The 24,022-nt window shown below is 70.6% G+C and carries 21 protein-coding genes; 17 read left to right on the top strand and 4 right to left on the bottom strand.

Going from position 1 to position 24,022, the window contains the following annotated elements:
- Positions 1 to 50 precede the first annotated feature (50 nt).
- Positions 51 to 236: a twin-arginine translocase TatA/TatE family subunit gene (tatA, locus tag ACZ5UM_RS17305; RefSeq protein WP_464845835.1), complete on the top strand. Its 186-nt coding sequence runs from the start codon at positions 51 to 53 to the stop codon at positions 234 to 236.
- 62 nt (positions 237 to 298) lie between these two features.
- Positions 299 to 1,132: a YitT family protein gene (locus ACZ5UM_RS17300; RefSeq protein ID WP_464845832.1), complete on the top strand. Its 834-nt coding sequence runs from the start codon at positions 299 to 301 to the stop codon at positions 1,130 to 1,132.
- 57 nt (positions 1,133 to 1,189) lie between these two features.
- Here the strand turns inward: ACZ5UM_RS17300 and ACZ5UM_RS17295 are convergent, their stop codons facing one another.
- From ACZ5UM_RS17295 to ACZ5UM_RS17280, 4 genes are read right to left on the bottom strand one after another with little or no spacing between them, the layout of a single operon-like run.
- The gene (locus tag ACZ5UM_RS17295) at positions 1,190 to 1,354 is read right to left on the bottom strand and encodes a hypothetical protein (RefSeq protein WP_464845829.1); all 165 of its coding nucleotides are present in this window, start codon (positions 1,352 to 1,354) and stop codon (positions 1,190 to 1,192) included.
- Complete coding sequence (locus ACZ5UM_RS17290; RefSeq protein WP_464845827.1) at positions 1,351 to 2,589, bottom strand: Ger(x)C family spore germination protein; 1,239 nt, start codon at positions 2,587 to 2,589, stop codon at positions 1,351 to 1,353. The genes ACZ5UM_RS17295 and ACZ5UM_RS17290 overlap by 4 nt, the downstream gene beginning before the upstream one ends.
- Complete coding sequence (locus ACZ5UM_RS17285; RefSeq protein WP_464845824.1) at positions 2,579 to 3,679, bottom strand: GerAB/ArcD/ProY family transporter; 1,101 nt, start codon at positions 3,677 to 3,679, stop codon at positions 2,579 to 2,581. Before ACZ5UM_RS17285 ends, ACZ5UM_RS17290 begins: the two co-directional genes overlap by 11 nt.
- Before the next feature lie 3 nt (positions 3,680 to 3,682).
- Positions 3,683 to 5,434, bottom strand: coding sequence for a spore germination protein (locus ACZ5UM_RS17280; RefSeq protein ID WP_464845822.1), 1,752 nt, complete (start codon positions 5,432 to 5,434; stop codon positions 3,683 to 3,685).
- A gap of 132 nt (positions 5,435 to 5,566) precedes the next feature.
- Here ACZ5UM_RS17280 and ACZ5UM_RS17275 point away from each other — a divergent pair, with 132 nt between their 5' ends.
- The 15 genes from ACZ5UM_RS17275 (at position 5,567) to ACZ5UM_RS17205 (ending at position 23,982) form a co-directional block, all read left to right on the top strand.
- A complete protein-coding gene (locus ACZ5UM_RS17275) occupies positions 5,567 to 5,878 on the top strand; it encodes a hypothetical protein (RefSeq protein WP_464845820.1) in 312 nt (103 codons plus the stop codon).
- 160 nt (positions 5,879 to 6,038) lie between these two features.
- The gene (locus tag ACZ5UM_RS17270; RefSeq protein WP_464845819.1) at positions 6,039 to 7,325 is read left to right on the top strand and encodes a 6-phospho-beta-glucosidase; all 1,287 of its coding nucleotides are present in this window, start codon (positions 6,039 to 6,041) and stop codon (positions 7,323 to 7,325) included.
- Positions 7,326 to 7,333: 8 nt separating this feature from the next.
- Positions 7,334 to 8,155 carry a carbohydrate deacetylase gene (locus ACZ5UM_RS17265; RefSeq protein ID WP_464845818.1) on the top strand — a complete coding sequence of 274 codons (822 nt, stop codon included), beginning with the start codon at positions 7,334 to 7,336 and terminating at the stop codon, positions 8,153 to 8,155.
- A 13-nt stretch (positions 8,156 to 8,168) separates the two neighbouring features.
- Positions 8,169 to 9,647: a PTS transporter subunit EIIC gene (locus ACZ5UM_RS17260; protein WP_464845816.1), complete on the top strand. Its 1,479-nt coding sequence runs from the start codon at positions 8,169 to 8,171 to the stop codon at positions 9,645 to 9,647.
- Positions 9,648 to 9,762: 115 nt separating this feature from the next.
- Positions 9,763 to 10,467, top strand: coding sequence for a PP2C family protein-serine/threonine phosphatase (locus ACZ5UM_RS17255; protein ID WP_464845814.1), 705 nt, complete (start codon positions 9,763 to 9,765; stop codon positions 10,465 to 10,467).
- Between the two features lie 22 nt (positions 10,468 to 10,489).
- Positions 10,490 to 10,861, top strand: coding sequence for an MBL fold metallo-hydrolase (locus ACZ5UM_RS17250; protein ID WP_464845810.1), 372 nt, complete (start codon positions 10,490 to 10,492; stop codon positions 10,859 to 10,861).
- The gene (gene lepB, locus ACZ5UM_RS17245) at positions 10,861 to 11,433 is read left to right on the top strand and encodes a signal peptidase I (protein ID WP_464845807.1); all 573 of its coding nucleotides are present in this window, start codon (positions 10,861 to 10,863) and stop codon (positions 11,431 to 11,433) included. Before ACZ5UM_RS17250 ends, lepB begins: the two co-directional genes overlap by 1 nt.
- 17 nt (positions 11,434 to 11,450) lie before the next feature.
- Positions 11,451 to 12,116 carry an HD domain-containing protein gene (locus tag ACZ5UM_RS17240; protein ID WP_464845805.1) on the top strand — a complete coding sequence of 222 codons (666 nt, stop codon included), beginning with the start codon at positions 11,451 to 11,453 and terminating at the stop codon, positions 12,114 to 12,116.
- A gap of 157 nt (positions 12,117 to 12,273) precedes the next feature.
- Positions 12,274 to 13,524: a protein translocase subunit SecD gene (gene secD, locus ACZ5UM_RS17235; protein ID WP_464845804.1), complete on the top strand. Its 1,251-nt coding sequence runs from the start codon at positions 12,274 to 12,276 to the stop codon at positions 13,522 to 13,524.
- Entirely contained in the window at positions 13,525 to 14,436 is a 912-nt protein-coding gene (gene secF, locus ACZ5UM_RS17230; protein WP_464845802.1) for a protein translocase subunit SecF, read from the top strand. It begins immediately after the preceding gene.
- A gap of 218 nt (positions 14,437 to 14,654) precedes the next feature.
- Positions 14,655 to 16,277: an ATP-binding protein gene (locus ACZ5UM_RS17225; protein ID WP_464845800.1), complete on the top strand. Its 1,623-nt coding sequence runs from the start codon at positions 14,655 to 14,657 to the stop codon at positions 16,275 to 16,277.
- On the top strand, positions 16,274 to 18,397 hold the full coding sequence (locus ACZ5UM_RS17220) for a VWA domain-containing protein (RefSeq protein WP_464845798.1): 2,124 nt from the start codon (positions 16,274 to 16,276) through the stop codon (positions 18,395 to 18,397). Before ACZ5UM_RS17225 ends, ACZ5UM_RS17220 begins: the two co-directional genes overlap by 4 nt.
- A 201-nt stretch (positions 18,398 to 18,598) precedes the next feature.
- Complete coding sequence (gene recJ, locus ACZ5UM_RS17215) at positions 18,599 to 21,178, top strand: single-stranded-DNA-specific exonuclease RecJ (RefSeq protein WP_464845796.1); 2,580 nt, start codon at positions 18,599 to 18,601, stop codon at positions 21,176 to 21,178.
- A gap of 62 nt (positions 21,179 to 21,240) precedes the next feature.
- A complete protein-coding gene (locus ACZ5UM_RS17210; protein WP_464845795.1) occupies positions 21,241 to 21,753 on the top strand; it encodes an adenine phosphoribosyltransferase in 513 nt (170 codons plus the stop codon).
- A gap of 27 nt (positions 21,754 to 21,780) precedes the next feature.
- Positions 21,781 to 23,982 carry a RelA/SpoT family protein gene (locus tag ACZ5UM_RS17205; RefSeq protein ID WP_464845791.1) on the top strand — a complete coding sequence of 734 codons (2,202 nt, stop codon included), beginning with the start codon at positions 21,781 to 21,783 and terminating at the stop codon, positions 23,980 to 23,982.
- Positions 23,983 to 24,022: the final 40 nt, after the last annotated feature.

Genomic DNA, 24,022 nt, shown 5'->3' with positions numbered 1-24,022 from the left:
CCGAAACTTCGCTGAGCATGTAGTTCATCACGCAGCAGGGAGGAATCGCGATGTTCGGCCGCCTTGGCACGATGGAGATCCTGCTTATCGTTCTGGTCATTCTCCTGCTCTTCGGCGGCGCCAAGCTGCCGCAGCTGGCGCGGGGCGTGGGCGAATCGCTGAAGGAGTTCCGGAAGGCGGTTAAGCAGGAAGACGACAAGGAAGAGAAGGACGAGAAGAAGGAGAAGGAGGAGTAGCTGCGGGCAGACTAGGGTTGTCTGCTCGTAGGCTCCGCCTTTCTGCCTGAGGAGGCCCCGACGTGCTCTGGATCGTCCAGTTGTTGGCCGGTGCGCTGCTCATGTCCCTCTCGGCCAACGTCTTTCTCGTGCCCCTGAAACTGGCCGAGGGCGGCGTGACCGGCGTCGGCATCATTCTCTATCACCTTCTCGGGGTGCCCATGTGGGTGACCCAGGTGGTCGCCAACATCCCGATCCTCGCCCTCGGCGTGAAGGTCAAGGGCTGGCGGCTTCTCAGGCGCTCCCTCCTCGGCGTGGCCGCCTATTCGTTCTTTCTGGCGGTCACGGCGCAGATTCCGCCCATCACCGACCAGGTGGTGCTGGCGATCGTCTACGGCGGCCTGACCATGGGCGTCGGCCTGGGCCTGGTCCTGCGCTCCGGCGGCACCACCGGCGGAACCGAGGTGCTGGCCCTGGTGCTGCAGCACCGGCTGGGCTTTTCCGTCGGGTCCATGGTGCTGGCGGTGGACGCCGTCGTCCTGACCGTGGCGGCGATCGCCTTCTCCCCCGAGGCGGCGATGTGGGCGGTCATCACCCTGTTCATCTCGTCCAAGGTGGTCGACATCGTGCAGGTGGGTCTGTACGCGGCCCGCGGCGTCACCATCATCACCACCCGCCCGGACCCGATTGCCCGCCGCATCATGGCGGAGGTCGAGCGGGGGGTGACCGTGGTCCACGGCACGGGGGCCTTCACCGGCGAGCCCCGGACCATTCTCTACACGGTCGCCCAGCGCAGCGAGCTGACGCAGGTCAAGCAGATCGCCTACGCAGAGGATCCCAAGGCGTTTGTGGTGGTGGCGGAGGTTCACGAAGTGCTCGGCGAGGGGTTCAGGGATCTGGCGAAAGACGTGCAGTAGCGGGAACACCGAGAGGCCAGGCAGGGCGCCTGGCCTCTCGTCGCGAACCGGTGCGGGTCAGGACAGGTACCAGATCACCCATCCGGGCACGGCCACGCTGGCCACCGCCAGCAGCCCGAGCGCCACCGCGCCGAAGCGGAGCCCCCTCTGCCAGGCCCAGCGGGCGTAGTTGAAGGTGTAGATCGCCACCAGAACGGTGATCAGCATGATCAGAAAGGTCATCGCGTCATTCCCTCCTCACCGGCGTGGGTCGGGGACAGGGTGAGGCCGTAGCGCCGCAGGCGGACATCCACGGTGACCTTGATCTCGGCCTCGGGGTAGCGCTGGGGCCAGTTGTAGGCCTCCCAGGCCTGAACGGTGGGGAAGCGGGACACCACATGGCGGCCGAAGCCGGCCACATCGCTTCCCCACCGCTGTGTCTTCTCGATCAGCCGCGTGATGGACTCCGTCACGTGCTGTTCGATGGCCCGCTCCAGATCGTCCTGTCTGTCGGGCCGGGAGTAGTCGATGCCCGAGGGGATGGCCACGACGTCTGCTTCCAGCTTGACGATCGCCCGCAGGGCCGGTCTGTCGCCGAGCCGCTCCACCACGATGCGGGTCGGTCTGCCCCGGTTGATGTGAAGGACCACGTACTGGTCCTGCTCGCCCGGGTCCCGGATCGCGTCAAAGGCGCCCTGGAAACGGTTCTGCAGGACCAGGAGCCCGCGGACCTCCTCGCCGTCCAGCACACCCACCATCCGGCTCCCCCGGAAGACCGCGGCGCCCGCCATTTCGATAGGCGTGCCGCCCCGGCGGGGCAGATTGCCTGCGGAATAGCGCGCCTCTCGGTCCGGGTGCGGGGGTTCGGCCCCTGACGCCTCTGCGGAAAGGGCGGCGTAGTACGCGACGGGCTCCTCGTACATTGCGTTCAGGAGCGCGATCACGGCCGTGATCTGGCTCTCGGCCGGAAGCGTCCCGCCGGTGCGCGAGTGATACGTGAGCTGCTCGAGGAACTTGACCGGGTTATTGTCCATGCCAGGCTTCACTTGCTGCAGGAATTCGGCTGCCGGCTCCCGGGTGATGATCAGGAAGGCGGTCTCCCGGATCTGGCGGAACCGGGCCAGCTCATCGACAAACGGCAGCCCGGCTTCCCGCGCCAGCTCCTCGTGGACCAGCACGGCGTGGGTGTGGTGGTACTGAATGCGCCGGCCGATGTAGCCGTGCAGCACGTTCGTCGCCGCGGCGAGGCTCGGCGCCTCCACGGTGGTGATGACCACCGGGGGCTCGTCCTGCCCGCCGCCCTCCTTGCCCGCCAGGGCCCTGGGCTTGCCGATGACCGCCGTGATCGCGTAGGAACCGGGACGGCCCCGGTCGATGCCGATGGCCATGACATAGGCCCCTTCCTCGATCTCCATCCGGTTCCAGCATCCGGCCAGCAGGGGCAGCAGGAGCGCGAGTGCCAGCACGCTACGACGCATGGCCGGCTGTCCCCTTGCCGCGGATGACGGCCACGAGCCAGAGCAGGAGCGGAACGGCCAGCGCGCCGAACCCCAGCGGCCGGACCCACTCCCGGTCGAGCTGCAGCACCGCCACGAAGTCCTTCGGCACCAGGCAGAGCGCGGCGATGATCGTGGCGACGGGAAAGGTCAGGGGCCGGTATTCCGGCAGGCGCAGCGCGCCCGCCAGGGAGGCCACCCCGGCATGAAACAGGGCGCAGAGCCGGATGGTCGCGGCGAACATCCAGAACAGGACGATGAGCGACTCGGTGCGCTGGAGGAAGCGGCCCAGGTAGATCAGGCGCGCAAGGTAGTACAGGGGAAAGGGGTCTTCCCGGGCGACGGGCGGGCCGGCCGTGGTCACCAGCACCGTGACGGTCAGGGTGGCCGCGAGCCCGAACAGCAGGATGCCCTGCAGGCTGCTGTGCTGCAGGCAGCGCTCGTTCCGGAAGAGGTTGCCCAAGGCCAGCAGCAAGATGGCGTCGGCCGTCAGGCTCGCGTAGTACAGGCTTCCCAGCAGGGTCTGCCTGAAGCCGAAGCCCCACAGGGGAAAGAGCAGGGTCAGGTCGATGCGGGGCAGGCTGAACAGCAGCACGGAAAGGACGCCCAACGCGATCAGGGGCAGGAGCAGGTACGCGGTGCGGGCGATGGCCTCCGGGCCCCGGTACGAGGAGAACACGGCCGCGATCACCCCGGTGGTGACCACGACGCTGGGCGGCGTGTCCGGCAGCACGGTGATGATGAACGTTTCGGTGAAATTGCGCAGCGTCATCATGGTGGCCGCGAGCAGCCACAGCGAGACCGCCAGCGTCAGCACAGACCCCAGGACCGGCCCCGCCACCTCCGCGCTGATGTCCGCCAGGGCCATCCCGGGAAACCGCCTGCCCAGGGCCACCATGGGCAGGATTGCCAGCAGGCCGAACAGGGTGATCAGGATGCCCACCTGCCAGGCCGCAGGTCCCCCCACCTGCACCAGGAACTGCGGATACTGGAGGAAGAGCATGGACCCCAGGACGGTGAACAGCAGCACGCTGCCTTCCCGTGCGCCGATATGGCCCTCAAGCTGTTGCATGGTTCAGCCTCCCTCACGCGGATCGTTCTGCGGCGAGCGGGGGTCCCAGGTGCGCACGATCTCCCGCTGCCGCCGCCGGTTCATGGGGTGCATGTAACCGGGCCGCTGCTCCTGCATGTAGAGGGGGGAAGTGTAGATCACGTCCGACGCCTTCCCCCGGTTCCCCACGACGGGGGCGAGGTACGCGATGCCGAAGGAGCGCAGGCTGGCCGCGTAGATCAGCAGCATGTAGATGCCGGCCGCCAGCCCCAGGAAGCCGAGCACGGTGGTGGCCATGAGCAGCAGGAAGCGGAAGGTGCGAATGCCCCAGCCCGTCAGGTAGTTGGGCAGGGCGAAGGACGCCAGGCCGGTGACCGCCACGACCAGGATCGTGATCGGGCTCACGATACGGGCCTCCACCGCGGCCTGCCCCAGCACGAGTGAGGCCACGAGGCCGACCGTGGGGCCGATGATGCCGGGGATCCGTGCGCCGGCCTCCCGGATCAGTTCGAAGACCCACTCCATGAGCAGCAGTTCCACAACCGCCGGCATCGGGACCGGTTCCCGGCTCTGCGCGAGGAAGAGCATCATCTCCGTCGGGATCATCTCGGAGTGGTAGTTCACCACGGCGATGTACAACGCAGGCAGCACCAGCGAGATGATCAGCGCGCCGGTTCGGATGTAGCGGAGGATGGAGCCGAACGGCCAGCGGAGGTAGTAGTCCTCGGCCGTCTGCATGAGCGACCAGAAGGTCGTCGGGCAGATGATCGCGTGGGGGGAGGTGTCGACGAAGAGCACCACGTGCCCCTCCGAGAGGTAGGCGGCGGCCCGGTCCGGCCGCTCCGTGATCAGGGTGGTCGGCAGGAGGGAACGGGGGCTGTCGTCGATGTACGGCTGCAGCGTCCCCGACCCGTTCACCACGTCGACCTTCACCGCCTCCACCCGCCGCTTCACCTCGGCCACCAGTTTGGGCGGGGCGATGGTGTCGATGTACATCATCCCCACGTACGTCCGGCTCACGGTGCCCACGGTGAGGATTTCGGTGACCAGCCGCGGGTCCTTGAGGCGCCGGCGCACCAGCGCCACGTTGACGCGCCACGCCTCGGTGAACGCGTCGTGCGGCCCCCAGATCACCTGCTCCGCCTTGGGATCGCTGACGCTGCGGGCCGGCGGATCCTTCGTCTCCACCACCAGGGCCGCCGCGGCGCCCTCCAGCAGGAGGACGGTGTCGCCGGCCAGCACCGCTTCGGCCACGGACGCGAGGTCGTACTTCCGGCTCACCTGGTGGCCCGTCAGCAGCCGCTGTTCCACCAGGTCGACGGCGAGGGGACCCTGCTCCGGGCGGAGGCGGAGTTCGTGGCTCAGCAGCATCAGGGGCTCCATGATGTTGCCGTTGATCACCTGTTTGTCGGAGAGCCCCTCCATGAACAGCAGGACCGCCCGGACAGGCGGCTCCGTGGCGATGGCGATCTCGCGGCAGATGAGGTCCTGGTTCCGGGGCATCCGGAACAGCTCCTTGAGGTGCCTGACGTTCTCGTCGAGGCTCGTGGAGAGGTCGCCCACCTTCTCCAGGGCTTCCTTCCCCCGGGGGGCCGCCTGGACCAGCCGTTCCAGGCGGGTGAGCAGGGCGGCGGTGCGGATGCGGGCGTCGGCGGTCATCTCGGCGCTCTGGTCGGCGCTGGCCGGCGGCTGACTCTGGTCCGCGAGGCTGAAGGTGTCCTCGGACATGGAGACGGTCGGATCCAGCCAGCGTCTCACCCAGTCCCAGATGTTCACGCGCACCCCTCCCGTTTCCAGATGTAAGGTGCCCGCGCGCGCCTGCCCGCTATACCGGGGCGCGTGGCGGCGGCCGGCCGCGGGCAAGCTATGGGCGTCAAGCCACGGGCCATCATGAGGAGGGAAGCGAGCGTGCGCATCTGGCAGCGGTTCCTGCGGCAGTGGCTGGCCCTGGCGCTGGTCTTCGGCCTGATCGCGGCGGCGGGGTGCACCCCGCAGCAGCAGCCTGAGCAGCAGCAGCAACAGCAGGAACAGGGCCGCGGGGAAGAGGAGCAGGAGAAGACGGATGAGGAAAACAAGAAAAAAGAAGAGGAGGAGGGCAGGGGTGACCAGCAGCCCGGCGGCGGCTCCGACGGGGAAGACGCCGGCGGCGGATCGTCGGGCGGGTCCGGAGACGGGTCAGAAGGCGGAATGGAAGGCGGTGGCGGTGGCGGCCACCACTGAGCGGGACGGCGGCAGGCACGGGCGGGGCCGGTCAGGGAGGCTGCGGCGGGAGGCCGGGCCTCCCTGATCTGTTGACGCCGGGAAGAGGAGTTGGTAGGAGGCAGGCGAAGTATCAGGAAAGGGTTGGTACGCCACTGTCCGAGCAAGGGAAGGTGACCGCATGAAACTCACGATCATCGGCGGCGCGAGTGCGTACACACCGGACATCATCCTCGGCCTGCTGCAGGACCACACCCTTTACGCCGGGGGCGAGCTGTGCCTGCACGACATCGACGAGGAGAACCTGCGGCTGATCGAGCGGCTGGCGAGGGGGCTGGTGCGCGCGGCCGGGGCCGACCTGCGGGTTACCGCCACGCAGGACCGGGCAGAGGCGATCACCGGCGCCCGGTTCATCCTGACGCAGCCCCGGGTCGGCGGGCTCCGGCACCGGGCGCTGGACGAGCGGATCCCACTGAAGCACGGGCTCATCGGCCAGGAGACCCTCGGCCTGGGCGGCTTCGCCTTCGCCTGGCGGACCATCCCGCTGATGCTCGAAATCGTGGAGGAGGTGCGGCGGCTCGCGCCGGAGGCGTGGATCATCAACTACGCCAACCCCGCCGGCATGGTGACCGAAGCGGTGATCCGGCGCTTCCCGGATGCCCGGTTCATCGGCCTCTGCGACATGCCCACCGGCGTGCAGTGGGCCATCGGGCGGCTCCTGCGGGTGGACTTCCACCGGCTCGCCCTGGACTACGCCGGCATCAACCACGGCGGCTGGGTGACCCGGGTGCTGCTCGACGGCGAGGACGTGACCCCGCGGCTGCGCCGCTGGGCCGCTGCGCTGGGGCCGGTGGCGGCGCTGCTGCCGCTCCGGGAGGAGACCGGCACGGTGCGGCTGTTCCGGGAGCACGGCATGGTGCCCGACCCGTACCTCCGGTACTACTACTACAAGGATCGCATCCTGGCCCAGCTCCGGCGGGCGAAGAAGACCCGGGCCGAGGTCCTGATGGAGCGGCTGCAGCGCCTCTACCGGCACTACGCCGAGGTCGCCGCGCAGGAGCACCCCGTGCTGAAGGAGCACCGCGGCCACCCGTCCCACGCGGACCTGGCCTCACAGGTGATCGCCGCCATGGCCGCGGACCGGCCGACCCGCTTCGTCATCCAGCAGCGCGGAGCCGGCGCCGTGCGCCACCTGCCCCCGGACGAGGCGGCCCAGTTCCCCGCCATCGTCGACGGCAGCGGCTGGAAGGCCATCCCGCAGCCCCCGCTGCCCCGGCAGGAAGCCGAGCTGATCGCCCGCATCAAGGCCTCCGAGACGCTCAACGTCCGGGCCGCCATGGAGGGCGACCGCACCCTGGCCGTGGAGGCGGCGGCACTCAACCCGCTGGGGGCGCCGCAGCCCCTGGCCGGACGGGTGGTGGACGAGCTCCTGGCCGCGCACCGCAAGTACCTGCCGCAGTTCGCGTGAGGCCGGCCATGCGGAGGCTCATCATCAACGCTGACGACTTCGGCCTGAGCCCGGGCGTCAGCCGCGGGATCCTGCGGGCCTACCGGGAGGGCATCCTCACCTCCACCACCTTCATGGTCAACTTCCCGTGGGCCGGCGAGATGGCCGGATGGCTCCGGGACGCCCCCGGCCTGGGGGTGGGGCTCCACCTGAATCTGACCACCGGCGCGCCGGTGCTGCCGCCCTCTGAGGTGCCCAGCCTGGTGGGGCCGGACGGCCGCTTCGGGCGCAGCCTGCTGCGCCTCTTGCGCCGGCTGCGGCCCGCGGAGGCGGAAGCCGAGTGGTCGGCCCAGGTGGAGCGGTTCGCCGCGCTGGTGGGCAGGCTGCCGACGCACCTGGATACGCACCGCTACCTGCAGGCCTGGCCGCCGCTGTGCGGCGCGATGCTCCGGGTGGCCCGCCGCTACGGCGTGCGGGCGGTGCGCGTCCTGCCGCCCGATGTCTTTCCCCCGGGGACCTTTCCCCGCTGGAGCCCGGCCGGCCCGCTCCTGGGCGCGGCCCTGCGCCGCACCACCGCCATGATCCGGCAGAGCGGCCTGGCCGCCCCCGACCGCACGATGGCGGGGGACTTCGACCTCCCCGGGCTGCTGGCCCGGCTGGACCGGGTCGAGGACGGGGTGACCGAGCTGGTCACCCACCCCGGCGAGGTCGACGACCTGCTGCGGGGCCTCAGCTCCCTGCAGGCGCAGCGGGAGGTCGAGCTGGCGGCGCTGTCGGCGCCCGAGGCCCGGCAGCGGGTGGAGGCGCGGGGAATCCGGCTGATTCACTTCGGCGACCTGTCCGGTGCGTGAGGGGGTACGCGTGATGCGAAACAGGGCTGCGTTCTTCCAGCGGGCATCGGCGAGCCTGATGGTTCCTCTGACCTTCCTGCCGTTTCCGGCGGTGCTGGTGGCCCTGGGCACGGTGCTCGGCCAGGATCCGCTGCTGACGGCGGGGCTGGAGCTGCTCCGGACCTGGCTGCCGCTCTTCTTCGCCGTGGGCATCGCCGTGGGGTTCGCCCAGTCGGAGGGCATGGCCGTGCTCTCGGCCGTTGCCGGCTACCTGACGATGATGGCGGTCGCGGTGGGCGTGGCCGGCGACCCCGGCGTCAACTTCGGCGTGCTGGGCGGCGTGGCGGTCGGCGCGGCCTCCATCTGGCTGTACGGCTACACGCCGCGGATCCGGCTGCCCGAGTTTCTGGCGCTCTTCTCGGGCAGGCGCATGGGGCCGATTCTGGCGGCGCTGGCCGGCGTGGTCCTGGGCTGGGTCTTCGGCCTCATGTGGCCGGGCTTCCACCGGGCGGTGGTGGTACTGGGCGAGTGGATCTACGCCGCCGGCGGCACCGGCGCCTTCGTCTACGGCGGCATCGTGCGGCTGCTCATCCCCACCGGGCTGCACCACATCCTGATGCAGCTGGTGGACTACCAGATGGGCGCCTGGACCGATCCGGCCACCGGCCAGGTGGTGGTGGGCGAGTACATCCGGTTCCTCCACGGCGATCCCGGCGCCGGCCGCCTTCTGTCGGGCTTTTTCCTGACCCTGGCCTTCGGCCCCCTGGGCGCGGCGCTGGCGCTGGTGCACGAGGCCCGGCCGGAGCAGCGCCGCCGGGTGAGCGGGATGATGCTGACCGGCGTCCTGACCGCCATGGTGCTGGGCATCACCGAGCCGGTGGAGTTCGCCTTCATCTTCGCGTCGCCGCTGCTGTTCGGGCTGCATGTCCTCTTCGCCGCGGTCGCCTCGTTCCTGGGGTACGTGCTCGACATTCACCTGGGGGGTTACGCGCTGCCCATGGGGCTCATCAACTGGCACCGGCAGCAGAACGGCTGGATGCTGCTGCCCCTGGGGGCGCTCTGGACCCTGCTCTACTACGTGACCTTCCGGCTCATCATCCGCTGGCGCCGGCCGCCGGTCCTCGGCCAGGAGCCCCCGCCCGCCGCAGCGGGGGCCGGGGCGGCCGCGGTGACGGAGGCCGGCGCCTCCGCGGCGGCCGGCCAGACCGGCGCGGCCGGGACCGCGGACCGGGCGGAAGGCACGGGGAGCCTCGCAGCCGCCATTCTGGCTGCCCTGGGCGGGCCGGGCAACGTGCGCAGCCTGACGGCGTGCATGACCCGGCTGCGGCTGGAGGTGCAGGCGCCCGAGAAGGTCGACGAGGCCGCCCTGCGGTCCCTGGGCGCCGCCGGCGTGATCCGCACCGGCACGTCGATCCAGGTGGTGGTCGGCACGCGGGCGGGCGAGATCGAACGGGCCGTGCGGGAGGAGCTCGCGAAGGCGGCGCAGGGGCGCGGGGTTGGCGCGGACGAGTGACGGCGCCGGCGCAGGATCGCGACCGGAAGGGTGACGGCCGGCGGCGCGGGGTTGGCGCGGCGGCTGCGGCGCCCGGTGGAACAAGGACGCGGACGAAGTGCAGGGGGCATGGGCCGTGCAGGTGACGATGGCGGTCGCCAAGGTGCCGAAGTTTGGACTGACGGAAAGTGGGGATTCTGTAGAACTGGTGGAGCGGCCCCGCGGGGGGCTCACCGCCATCCTGGCCGACGGGCAGCGGCACGGCCGGTCGGCCAAGCGGCTGAGCCAGCTGGTGGTCGCGAAGGCGATGCAGCTGGTGGCGGACGGCGTGCGGGACGGCGCCGTGGCCCGGGGCGTGCACGACTACCTGTACGCGGTGCGGGACGGCAAGGTCTCCACCGAGCTGGTGCTGCTCTCCGCGGACACGCGGACCCGCACCCTGGTGGTCACCCGGAACACCCACGTGCCGGTGCTGGTCCGCCGGGCCGACGGGAGCATCCTGCGGCTGGACGAGCCGGTGGAGCCCATCGGCATGCGGGAGACGCTGCGGCCGGTGATCGCCGAGGTCCCGCTGGAGGCGGGGCTGGTGGCCCTGGCCATGACGGACGGCGTCTACGCCGCCGGCCGGTGGCACGGGCGGCAGTGGCAGGTGGAGGCGCTGGAGCACATGCTGCGGGGGGCCGACCCGGGGGAGATGCAGGCCCTGGCCGACGGGGTCCTGGCCGAGGCGATGCGCCTGGATGAGGAGCGCCCCGCAGACGACATGGCCGTCCTGGCCGTGGGGGTGACCGACCGCGGGGAAGACCGCATCCGCCGGATGAGCGTTACCCTGGAGTGGTGAAGCCGATCGGGGAGGGATGCGATTGCGGGAACCCGTCGTCGCGATCGTGGGCGTGTGCGCGGCAGGGAAGACGACGCTGGCGGCCGGTCTGAACGAGGCCGGCGTGAAGGCTTACAGCGTGCCCCAGGAGCACTCGTGCGTGCGGCGGCTCTGGCGGCACCTCCATCCGGACGCCAACCTCCTGGTGATGCTGGATGCCCGCTGGGAGACGACCCGCCGGCGGCGGCCCGACATCAGCTACGGGCCGGAGCGGCTGGAGGAGCAGCGCAGGCGGCTGGCCTATGCGCGGGCCGAGTGCGACCTGTACCTGCCCACCGACGACCTGACCATCCCGGAGGTGCGGGAGCGGGTGCTGGCCTTCATCGAAGCGTGGAAGGAGAAGGAGCGAGGGTGATGGCGCCGCCGCAGGAGGGCACGGGGACGGTCCGGAAGGGGCCGCTGCGGGAAATCCTGGAGACCGTGGCGCTGGCCCTGGTGGTCGCGCTGCTGGTGCGCACCTTCGGGGTGCAGCTCTACCGGGTGGAAGGGGAGTCGATGCTCCCGACCCTGGCCCACGGCGACCGCCTCCTGGTGAACAAGCTGGTCTACCGGTTCCGGGAGCCGGTCCCCGGCGAGGTGGTGGTCGTGGCGGACCCTGCGAACCCCCGCCGGCACCTGGTGAAGCGGGTGATCGCCGTCGCCGGGGAGGAGGTGGAGGTCCGGGGCGACGCGGTGTGGGTGAACGGCAGCCTGCTGGAGGAGCCTTACGTGCACCCCGACAGCCCCGGAACCTACCGCGCGGGGCCGCTGACGGTGCCCGAGGGGTACGTGTGGGTGATGGGCGACAACCGCGGGGCCTCGCTGGACTCGCGCCTGCTGGGCCCGCTGCCGGTGTCCCGGGTGGAGGGGCGCGCCGTTGCCCTGTTCTGGCCCCTGGCGCGGGTCGCGGCGCACGGGCCGCTGGTCTCGGCGAGGACATACCGGTGAAACAGGGAGGAACCAGCTTGCCTCGGGTGACGTTTGAACAGGTGCGGCAGGATCCTGAAGTGCGCGCGTACATCGTGAAGGCCAACGAGATGCTGTCGGCCATCGGCTTCACCGAGCACGGCCTCCGGCACGTGGGCCTGGTGGCCGACCGGGCCATGGGGCTGTTGCGGGAGCTGGAACGGCCGGCGCGCGTGCAGGAGCTGGCGGGCATCGCCGCCCTGCTGCACGACATCGGCAACATCGTCAACCGGCACGACCACGGGCAGACCAGCGCCCTGCTGGCCCACCGGATCCTCAGCCGGATGGGCATGGCGCCGGAGGAGATCGCCGTCATCATGTCGGCCATCGGCAACCACGAGGAGGAGATCGGCAATCCGGTGCACGACATCTCCGCCGCGCTGATCCTGGCCGACAAGTCCGACGTGCACCGGAGCCGGGTCTACAACCGGGACGTGGCCACCTTCGACATCCACGACAGGGTCAACTATGCGGTCACCCACAGCGAGCTGCAGGCCTTCCGGGAGGAGAAGGTGATCCGGCTCAGCCTGGTCGTCGACACGTCCATCATCGCGATCATGGAGTACTTTGAGATCTTCCTGACCCGGATGATCATGTGCCGGCGGGCGGCGGACCACCTGGGCTGCCAGTTCCAGCTGGTCATGAACGACAACCGCCTGCTGTAGCCGCGCCGATTTTCTTTGACTCGCTCCGCGGCGCGCCGTACAATTGAAGGGGTTGTAAAGGAACGGTTGAAGCACCCGCGGATGCCAGCGGGTCGTGTGGAGGCGCAGCCTCCTTTTCCTTTGCGACGCAGTCATTCCACTTGGAGGAGGACAGACCATGAGAGGCGGCTGGAACGCAGCGGTTCTGGCCCTGATCCTGCTGGTCGTGAGCGGTGTCATCGGGTTCTACCTGTCTCCGCATCCGGACACGGGCTCGGCACGTATCCTGCAGCACATGAAGCTGGGCCTGGACCTGCAGGGCGGCGCGCACATCGTGCTTCAGGGCGTCGACTCGGATCTCGGCAAGGTGACGCCGGAGACGATCCAGGCGGCTCGGGAGGTCATCGAGACCCGCATCAACACCCTGGGCGTCTCGGAGCCGGTGGTCCAGATCGACGGCCAGAACCGGATCATCGTGGAGATCGCCGGCGCGGCCGACATCGACGAGGCCCGGGAGATCATCGGCAAGACCGCGGTGCTGGAGTTCATCGACCCGGAGGGGAACCGGGTGCTCGACGGCCGGGACGTCGCCGAGGCCCGCGTGGCCCAGAATCCCTACGGCGAGGGGTTCATCGTGACGCTCAAGCTGAAGGGCGAAGGGCCGCGGAAGTTCTACGAGGCGACCTCCAAGTTCGTCGGCCAGCCGATCTACATCATGCTGGACGACGAGCTGATCTCCTGGCCGGAGGTGCAGGAGCCCATCCCCAACGGCGAGGCGATGATCACCGGCAGGTTCACGGGTGAGGAGGCTGCCCGGCTCGCCAACCTGATCAACGGCGGCGCGCTGCCCATCAAGCTGGTGGAAGTGGAGGCCCGCATGGTCAGCGCCACGCTGGGCGCGGACTCCGTTGCCAAGTCGCTCCGGGCGGGCTGGATCGGCATGGTGGGCGTGCTGCTGTTCATGATCGTGCTCTTCCGCATCCCCGGCTTCCTGGCCGACATCGCGCTGGGGGTCTATGCGATCCTGAACATGATCGTCCTCCTGGCCATCGACGCCGTCTTCACCCTGCCCGGCATCGCCGGCCTGCTCCTCGGCATCGCCATGGCGGTGGACGGCAACGTCATCATCTTCGAGCGCATCCGGGAGGAGCTGCGCAAGGGGAAGGGGCTCCGCTCGGGGATCGACGCCGGCTTCCACCGGGCCTACGTGACGGTGCTGGATTCCCAGGTGACGACGGCCATCGCCGCCGGGATCCTGCTGTGGCTGGGCACCGGCCCGGTGAAGGGCTTCGCGCTGACGCTCCTGGTCGGCACCATCCTCTCGATGTTCACGGCCATCACCTTCACCCGCTGGCTGGTGAAGCTCGCGGTGAACACCGGCTGGTTCAACAAGCGCACCCTCTTCGGCGTGAAGGAGGTGGCCGGGTAAATGGGCCTCACCCGCATCCGCTACATGCGCTACGCCAGGCACTACCTGGTCTTCAGCCTGATCACCGTGCTGATCGCCGTCGGCGCGCTGCTCTTCCGGGGGCTGAACCTGGGCATCGACTTCACCGGCGGCCTGCTGCTGGACATTCAGTTTGAGCGGACGGTGTCCATCGAGCAGGTGCGCACGGTGATGAGCGCCGCCATGGGGATGGACGCGCAGATTCAGCAGGTGGAGCCCAGGGGGGCGCAGAGCCCCGAGGCCACTGAGTTCCTCGTGCGCACGCCTGAGCTGAGCGCGGAGCAGAAGGACAGGCTGTACCAGAGCCTCCTCCACCTGGGGCCGTACACCGTCATCGGCGAAGACGCGGTGTCCGGCACGGTTTCGTCGGAGCTCACCAGCAAGGCCCTGCTGGCGGTCGGCATCGCCGCGGTGCTGCAGGTCATCTACATCTCGATCCGGTTCCAGTTCCGCATGGGCGTGGCCGCGGTGATCGCCCTGCTGCACGACGTGGTCATCACGATGGGGGTGCTGGCGCTCTTCCAGGTGGAGGTCAACTCGACCTTCGTGGCGGCGATCCTGACGGTGCTCGGCTACTCGATGAACGACACCGTCGTCGTCATGGACCGCCTGCGGGAGAACCTGCAGAACCGGCACAAGGGCGAGTCGCTGGAGGAGATGGCCACCCGGTCGGTTCAGGAGGTCATCACCCGGTCGATCTACACCGGCGTCACGGTGCAGCTCATGCTGCTGGCGATGATCTTCCTGGGCGGGTCGACCATCCTGGACCTGGCCGCCACGCTGTTCGTGGGCATCCTGGCCGGCACCTACTCCTCGATCACGGTCGCGGCCGCGCTCTGGTTCCTGTGGGAACGGAGCCGGGACGGCAGCCGCCCCCGGCCCGCCGGTGCCTAACGCTGTTCGACAACCGCATCGACACTGGGCGTCCCTTCGGGGGCGCCCTTTCGACATTGACGCCCCGGGTGCGCCGTGCCGCGTCGGGGGCTTCCGTCGCCTTCCGGATCGACAGTCTGTCGAGCGATATTCTGGCGGCACTGACAAGCAGCGAGGGAGTTTCTTCCCAGGGTTTGGTTACACTAGGACTGATCGCTGCGACGTTCGGGGGGTATGACATGGAATCCGTTCTCGGCCTGGTGCGGCATCCCGGCAACGATACGCTCTTCCGGGCCGTCGAGATGTCGCTGGTCTCGACGCTCGCCGGACGGCCCCTGCACATTCACGCCGAAGGGCTGAGGGGCACCGGCAAGACGACGATCATGCGGGGGGTCCGGCGGGTGCTGCCCCGCATCCGGCGCATACGCGGGTGTCTCTACAACTGTGATCCGGCCGCCCCCCACTGCCCCCTCCACCGGGACCTCAGTCCCGAGGAGGTGCGGGCGCTGGGCGAGGAGCGGGTGCCCATGCCGTTCCTGGAGATCTCCCATGCGGCCAAGATCGGCACCGTGGTCGGGTCCATCGACCTGAGCCGGCTCGTGAGCGCCACCCATCCCGAGGCCGCGCTGCTGCCCGGAACCATCCCGCAGGCCCACCGGGGCATCATCTTCGTCGACGAGATCAACCGGCTGGCCGAGACCTCGCCCGAGCTGGCGGACGTGCTGCTGGATGTGATGGGCACCCGGCCGGGCCGCGTGCAGATCGAGGAGACGGGCCTGCCGCCGGTGGAGCTGCCGGTGCTGGTCTCGGTGTGGGCGGCCTCCAACCCCGACGAGGAGCCGGGGCCGCTGGAGGAGATCCGCCGCCAGCTGAGCGACCGCTTCGACTTCGCCATCTACACCGACAGGCCCGCCGATCCGGAGGTGGTGGAGCGGATCCTCGCGGCCGCCGACCCCGGCGAGGCGCCGCGCCGACGCACGGCCGAGACCCGGGCGGAGCTGTGGCGAACCCAGCTCACCCTCCGCACGGCCGAGCTGCGCAAGGTGACCGTACCGCCCAGCCTGCGGCGGCAGGTCGCGGGCCTGTACAGCCAGTTCGATCTGGAGTCGCTCAGGGCGGTGGAGGCGATTCAGGCGGGCATCAGGCTCTCGGCCTGTCTCGACGGCCGCACGGAGGTGGAGCGGGCGGACCTGCTGCGGGTGGTGCCGATGGCCCTGCGCCACCGGGTGGATCCCGAGATGCTCCGGCGGGTGACCAGCTACCTCGCCGAGGCGCAGGTGCAGGCAGAGGGGCAGGCAGAAGCGCCGCCGGCCGCCGCCCCGGTGCCCGCCGCGCGCCCCCGGTTCCCCGGCCTCTCCTTCGGCGGCGTGCTGGCCGAACCGGCCCGGACCGCCCCGTGCGGGGGCGGGCCCGCGGCCGGGGAGCCGGCGGCACGTCCGGGAGAACCGGCGGAGGGCGCTCGCCCGTCGGCGGCCGATGCCGTCCGGCCGCTGGCAGAGGACTCCCCCGGGTGGGGCGGCACGCCGCCGGACGGCGCAGCCGGAGCCCGGGCGGGCGGCGCGGGGGACCCCCCGTCGGACGGCGCAGGCCGCTCCCCGGGGAACGGCGCAGCCGGTCCCCTGGCCCCCAGCGGGGACGGCACGCCGTCGAGCGGGGCCGGCGGTCCCCGGGCAGGCGGTGCGGCGGGACCTGCGGCCGGCCCGTCGTGGCTGCGCCGGGCACTGGCCCGGCTGGGCCTGACGCCGTCGCTGCCCGATCCGGCCAGGCTGCCGGCGCAGGCGCCGCCCCATCCGGCCAGGCCGCTGAGCACGCTGGCGCCGGAGGAATGGGTCCGGACGGAAGAGGAGCTGAGCGGCCCGTGACCGGGCGGGCACCCGCGCCCGACTGGGTGGCGAAGCTTGCCGGCACGCTGGCGGCCGGACGGGGCGTCCGGGTGGGCGAGGCGGCCGTGGTCAGCCGGGGCCTGCACGTGGTGGAGATGCACGATCCGGGCCGGGTCGTGATCATGCAGGGGGTCGACTTCGGGCAGGCCGCCTACGGGCTGCAGGAACCGGGGCAGGTGGTGCACATCGACGTGTTCCACGCCGTCGCCGACGTGGATCACCGGGCCGTGGCTGCGGCGGTGCGGCGCGCCCTGGAGGGGCTCCCGGCCCCGCCGGGCGCCCGGCCCGGGGACGTGCTCGCGGACTACTTTGACCTGGGCACGGCGACGGGCGGGGGCCGGCTGACCAGCGCGATGGACCGCATGGTGAACCGCTCGGCCAAGGCCGCGCACAGGAACCACGTGCACCTGGCCGGGCTGCTGCCGGATCGGGACCTGGCCCTGATCTGGCGCATCGTCGCCGCCGTGGAGGTGGCCATCCTCGGTCAGGGGGTCGAGCTGCGCCGGGTGGAGCGGGTGGCCCACCGCCAGGGCGGCCTCCGGGCCGGTGAGGACTCGGACCTGAGCCGTTACTACGGGGACAACCTGGACTCCTACATCAACCGGGCGCGGGCGGGCGGAGAGCCGGGAAGGGCGCCGGGCGGACAGCCGGGCAGGTCGCCGGGAGGCCCGGCGCAGAGCCTGCGGGCGGGCTTCGGGACCGGCAGTCCGGGCCCCGGGGAGGGGCACCGGAGCCTGGCGGGTCCCGATCCGAGGCGCCCCCTGGAAGGCCGCGGCCGTCTTGGCGATCCCGGGTTGGGCGGGCCGGGAGCGGCGCCGGGGGCAGCACCGGGAGCGCCAGGGTCGGCGCCGGAGGCGGCGCCTGCAGCGCCGGGCGCATCACCGGGATCAGCGCCGGGCGCGGCACCCGGGATGCCGGGCGCGGAGGCAGGCGGCGCCTGGCCGGGCAGTGCCGGGAACGGCGAGGCGGCCCGCGCCCTGCAGGAAGCCAGGGAAGCCCAGCGGATGCTGCAGGTGCTGACGCTCGCCCGCAGGCTGGGCTCGCCGGACGACCTGGCGCGCGTCCTGGAAGACCTGAACCGGGAGCAGGGGTGGGCCGCGCTCTACCAGGGCGGGGGCAACCAGACGCCCTTCATCCTGCGGCAGCTGGAGGAAGCAGGCCTGGTGCGCAAGGAGATCCGGGGCATGCGGCTCACGCCCGAGGGAAAGGAGCTCCTGGCCTTCCTGCGCCGGCGGATGCGGGACGTGAAGCTGCGCTTCCGCAAGCTGATCCGCCGGATCCCCGGCCGCCGCGCCGGCGCGTTTCGCCGCCGGCGCCCGGGCCCGGGCGCCCCTTCGGCCGAGGTGCGGTACGGCGTGGTGCGCGGCGCGGCGCCGGCCGAGCCGGGGGCCTGGGTGGGCGACGTGGCGGTTCCCGAGACCGTCACCGCGGCCATCCGGCGCGCCTATCTGGAGCGGATGCGGCGCCGGTCTGCCGGCCTGCCGGCGGAAGGGCCTGTGCGCATTCTTCTGGAGCGCCGCGACATCCACGTCGTCCTCCGGTCGGCGGAGCAGCCGCTGCACATCTGCCTGCTCATCGACGCCAGCGCCTCCATGGCCGGCCGGCGCATCATGGCGGCGAAGCACCTGGCCCGCCACCTGCTGGTCTCGACGCGCGACCGCATCGCCGTCATCGCCTTCCAGGAGCGGGACGTGCGGGTGTACGTGCCCTTCACCCGCAGTTACACCGTGGTCGAGGAGGGGCTCGCGCGCATACAGCCGATGGGGCTCACGCCGCTGGCGCACGGCCTCACCCGCTCCATGGAGCTGATCCACGGCTCGCGGGTGCGCCGGCCCCTGCTGCTGCTGATCACCGACGGCATTCCCACCGTGCCCAAATGGTCGGTGGATCCCCTGGCCGACGCCCTCGAAGCCGCACGGCGGGTGAAGGCCGGCCGGATTCCGTTCAGCTGCATCGGACTGCAGCCGTCCCGCCGCTACCTGGAACAGCTCGCCCGGCAGGCCGGCGGCACCCTGCACGTGGTGGACGAACTGTCCGAGGAATCGCTGATCCGCATCGCCCACCACGAACGGCAGCGGCTGACGCCCCACGCGCCCTGACCTGGATCGCGGCCCTCGCTGCGGCACCCTGAGCAGGCCGCAGGGCGAGGCGGGCGGGGACGGAAATGGGCGATCGCGCGGCCCCGGTGCAGGGATCACCCGCGGTTTTCTCGAAAGGAGAAAGGTCCGACTCGGGAAAGCGCCCCCCGGCAGCCGCGCGCTGCGGGGGGCGGTACATGGTCTGCGGGGAGTGAGCACGGGTTGGCGCGACCCTATCGACCCAAACGATGGCGGCCTGAGCCGGCGGATCCGGCCGGCGCCCGCCTGCTCTCGCGACAGCTTTCGATCTCGCCCGTCACCGCGCAGGTGCTGATCAACCGCGGGCTCACCACGCCTGAGGCCGCGCACGCGTTCCTGACCCCGGGGCGCGGCCAGATCCACGATCCCTTCCGGCTGAAGGGCATGCGGGAAGCCGTCGACCTGATCCGCGCGCGCCTGCGTGCCGGCGGGCCGATCATGATCTACGGCGACTACGACGCCGACGGGGTGACCGCAACGGCCACGCTGGTACTGGCCCTGCGGGCCCTGGGGGCGGAGGTGGCGTACTACATCCCCGACCGCTTCAGCGAGGGCTACGGCCTGAACGCCGGCGCCCTGCGGGCCATCCGGGAGCGCGGGTACGACTTCGTGGTGACGGTGGACACCGGCGTGGCCGCGGTGGCCGAGGCGCAGCTGGCCCGGGAGCTGGGCATCACGCTGGTGGTCACCGACCACCACGAGCCCGGGCCGGTGCTGCCCGATGTGCCGGCGCTGGTCAATCCCAGGCAGCCGCACTGTCCCTATCCTTTCAAGGGGCTGGCCGGCGCGGGGGTGGCGTTTAAACTGGCGCTCGCCCTGGAGGCGCCCAACGTCTGGGACCTGCTGGACATCGTGACCCTGGGCACCGTGGCCGACCTGATGCCGCTGGTGGACGAAAACCGGTCCATCGTGCGGGAGGGGCTGGCCCTGCTGGGACGGACCCGGCGGCCGGGCCTGCACGCGCTGATGCAGGTGGCGGGCGTTCAGCCGCCGGTCACCGCGGGGCACGTGGGCTTTGCCCTGGGTCCCCGCATCAACGCGCTGGGCCGCATGAGCACGGCGGATGCGGGCGTCGAACTGCTGCTGACCGAAGACCCGGACCGGGCGATGGAACTGGCCCGCCGTCTGGATGCGGAGAACCGGGCCCGGCAGGAGATCGAGGCGGCGATCCTGGAGGAGGCGCTGGCGCAGGCGGCCGCGCTGCCCCCCGAGGAGCGGGAGTACGCCCTCGTCCTGGCCGGGGAGGGCTGGCACCACGGCGTGGTCGGCATCTGTGCCTCCCGCGTGCTGGAGGTCTATCACCGGCCCACCGTTCTGCTCTCCGTGGAGGGCGATGAGGTGCGGGGATCCGCCCGCTCGATTCCCGGGTTTCACATCCAGCGGGCGCTGCTGCAGATGGCCGACCTGTTCACCCGGTTTGGCGGGCACGCGGCGGCCGCCGGCCTCAGCCTGAGAGGGCGGGATCTGGTCCCGGAGCTGCGCCGGCGGCTGAACCGGCTGGCGGCCGAGTGGCTGCAGCCCGAGGACCTGGTGCCCGAGCAGCGGGTGGACGCGTTCGTCCCGCTGGACCAGATCGACGAGCGGCTGATCGCCGAGCTGGCCGATCTGGAGCCGTTCGGCCTGGGAAATCCGGCGCCGGTGCTGGCCACGGAAGGGCTCCGGGTGGTGGAGGGGCGCGCCATCGGCCGGGAGGGGCAGCACCTGAAGCTGTTCCTGCAGCCCGGCGACGGCGGCCTGCCGGCCCCCGTGGAGGCCGTCGGCTGGAACATGGCGCCTGCCATGCCCGAACCGGGGCAGCGGATCGCGGTGGCGTACCAGCCGGAGATCAACACGTACATGGGCCGCAGCCGCATCCAGCTGGTGCTGAAGGACATGAAGGCGGCCGCCGGCGGCAGTCCCCCCCTCCGCCCGCCCCGCCTGACCGAGGCGCACTGCCTCGCCTGGGACCCTGCGCCGTCTGCGCCGGACGGCCCGCTGGCCGCCGCGCCGGCGCAGGTCATCGACGCCCGCGGCAGCCGGCTCGCGGAACGGCTGGCGGCGATGGCCGCACCCGGCGCTGAAGTGGCGGCGGCCGCGGCGGACACGGGGGCGGACACGGAAGACGAGCTGGGCGGCCCCGGCGAGGACGAGGATCCCAAGCTGCTGTACCTCGCGTCCCTGTGCCGTCCGGACGGCGCCCGGGTGCTGGCTCTGGCGGGGAGTCCCTGGGCGGCGGCTGCGCTGGCTGAGCGGCTGGAGCGGCTGGGCCCGGAGATGCGGCAGGCGGTGGCGCTGTGGCTGCCGGGAGAACCGGAGCCGGAGGCCGGGCGGCTGGTGGTGGCCGCCCACGGCCAGGTGGGCCGGGGCGCATACAGCGACGTCGTCCTCTGGCACCCGCCCTACGCGGCGCAGCGCTACCCGGGAGAGCGGGTCCACCTGCTCTGGGACGACGAGGACTGGGCCCGCGCGGAGGAGGCCATCGGCTGGCCCTGCCCGGACCGGGACGTGCTCGTCCACCTCTACCGCCTCCTGCAGGCGGGGGAGGCGAGCGCTCCGGCCCTGGCCCGGCGCCTGGGCGAACTCCCGGGGCCCTGGAACCGGCTGCGGTACGAAAGCGGGATGGCGATCTTCAGGGAAATCGGTCTGGTGGACGGGGCCGGCCGGCTGTCCGCGGCGCCCGGCGTGCGGTTCGATCTGGAAGCGAGCCCCCGCTACCGGCGCGGGCAGGAGATCCGGGCTCAGCTTGCCGCCAGGCGCACGTTCCCGACTTCCGCCGGTGCCTGATTCGCGAATGTTGGCCCGCGGCGAAACAGGCAATATAATGAGATGTGAGGGGGCTAAGATTCATGGATTTCCAGTCCAAGATCCGCACGGTCGAAGATTTCCCCAAGCCCGGGATCTCCTTCAAGGACATCACGACCTTGCTGAAGGACGGCGAGGCCTTCCACGCGGCGATCGAGACCATGGCCGCGCACTTTGAGCCGATGGGGATCGACATGGTGACGGGCCCGGAGGCCCGCGGCTATATTTTCGCGTCGGCGCTGGCGTACCGGCTCCGCGCAGGATTCGTGCCCGTGCGCAAGCCGGGCAAGCTGCCCTGGAAGACCCGCAGCATCTCGTATCAACTGGAGTACGGCGAGGATACGCTGGAGGTACACGAGGACGCCTTCCAGCCGGGCCAGAAGGTGCTGGTGGTCGACGATCTGCTGGCCACGGGCGGCACGATCCGGGCCACCATCGACCTGGTGGAGTCGCTGGGCGCCAAGGTGGTCGGGGTGGCGTTCCTGATCGAGCTGACGGAGCTGGGCGGCAGGAAGCGCCTGGAAGGGCACGAGGTCATTTCGCTGGTGCAGTTCTGAGACCGGCGACAGGCGGGAAAGGGGGGGGTGACAGCCGTGATCGATATCCAACCGCTCATCGACAAGGTGCTCGCGTACAATCCGACCGCGGATGTCGCCCTGATTCAGAACGCCTTCGAATACGCGCGGCAGGCGCACGACGGGCAGTGCCGGCGCTCCGGTGAGCCCTACATCACCCACCCGGTGGCTGTCGCGGAAATCGTGGCCTCGCTGGAACTGGATGCCGAATCCATCGCCGCCGCCCTCCTGCACGACGTGCTCGAGGACTGCGGGGTGAAGTTTGAGGAACTGGAGCAGCGGTTCGGCAAGGAGGTCGCCTCGCTGGTGGACGGCGTCTCCAAACTGGACCGGCTCCAGTTCACATCCAGGGACGAGGCGCAGGTGGAGAACCTGCGCAAGATGTTTCTGGCGATGGCGAAGGACCTGCGGGTCATCCTCATCAAGCTGGCTGACCGTCTCCACAACATGCGCACGCTGAAGCACCAGCCTTCGGACGCGCAGGTGCGCATTGCGCAGGAGACAATGGACATCTATGCCCCGCTGGCCCACCGGCTGGGCCTCAGCGAGATCAAGTGGGAGCTGGAGGACCTGGCCTTCCGCATCCTGGAGCCTGACCGGTACCAGGAGATGGCCTACCTGGTGGCCCGCCGGCGGCAGGAGCGGATGGCGATCACCCAGGACCTGATGGACCAGCTGCGGGAGGTGCTGGAGAAAGAGGGCATTCACGCCGAGATCTCCGGCCGCCCGAAGCACTTCTACTCCATCTACAAGAAGATGTACCGGCAGGGCAAGGACATCTCGCAGATCTACGACCTCATCGCGATCCGCATCATCGTGGAAGAGGTCAAGGACTGCTATGCCGTGCTGGGCATCATCCACAGCCACTGGAAGCCCCTGCCGCTCCGGTTCAAGGACTATATCGCGACGCCGAAGCCCAACATGTACCAGTCGCTGCATACGACGGTCATCGGACCCCACGGCGAGCCCTTCGAGATCCAGATCCGCACCCGCGAGATGCACCGCACCGCCGAGTTCGGCGTGGCGGCCCACTGGTCTTACAAGGAGGGCAAGACCGACAAGGAGTTCGACCGGAAGCTGCAGTGGCTGCGGTCGCTCCTGGAGTGGCACCAGGAGATCCGCGACGCCCGGGAGTTCGTCGAGTCGGTCAAGGTCGACATCTTCTCCGACCAGGTTTTCGTCTTCTCCCCCAAGGGCCACGTGTTCAGCCTGCCTGCGGGCGGCACGCCCCTGGACTTCGCCTTCGCCGTGCACTCCGACATCGGCTACCGCTGCGTCGGGGCCAAGGTGAACGGCAAGATCGCGCCGCTGGACACGGCGCTGAAGAACGGCGACGTGGTGGAGATCCTCACCTCCAAACAGTCGCCGGGGCCCTCCATCGACTGGCTGAAGATCGTCAAGACCGCTTCGGCCAAGAACAAGATCCGCCAGTTCTTCAAGCGGGAGCGCCGGGAGGAGAACCTGGCCCGCGGCAAGGAGATGCTGAAGGGCGAGATTCAGAAGACCGGCATCGAGGCCCACGAGCTGATGCGGGACGAGTGGCTGGCCGAGGTCTGCCGGCGCGTCAGCGTCAAGGACGTCGACGACCTGTACGTGGCCATCGGCATCGGCTCGCTCAACGCCGGCTCCGTCGTCTCCCGGCTGCGGGAGATGTACGAGAAGGAGAAGCGGGCCCAGGAGCCGCCTGCCCCGGTCGAGATCGAGAAGAAGGACTGGTCCGGGTACGGCAAGGCCTCCAACGGCATCCGGGTCAAGGGCGTCTCCAACCTGGTGGTGCGGCTCTCCCGGTGCTGCACGCCGGTGCCCGGCGACCCGATCATCGGCTACGTCACCCGCGGCCGCGGGGTCACGGTGCACCGGCTGGACTGTCCGAACATGGAGGACCTGGCCAAGGACCCGGACCGGCTGATCGAGGTGGCGTGGGAGGAGAACTACCAGACCTCCAGCCCGGTCGCCGTGCAGGTCACGGCGCTGGACCGCTCCGGCCTGCTGGCCGACGTGGTGTCGATCATCGCCGACGCCCGCATCAACATGCTCTCCACCTCCAGCCGGGCCAACAAGTCGAAGATCGCCACGCTGGATCTGGTGCTGGAGATCAAGGACGCCCAGCAGCTGCAGTACGTGATGAACAAGATCGGCAAGGTCCGCGACGTGATGCACGTGGAGCGCGTGGTCCACGAGCGGCGCAGCAAGCGGGTCAAGCAGGCGTGATGGGTCTGCCCGGAGACCCGGCCACAGAGCAACACAACGC

The sequence above is a fragment of the Symbiobacterium ostreiconchae genome, assembly GCF_055396975.1.
Note: the sequence above shows the minus strand (reverse complement) of the source record. Positions and strands in the feature narration are given on the sequence as shown.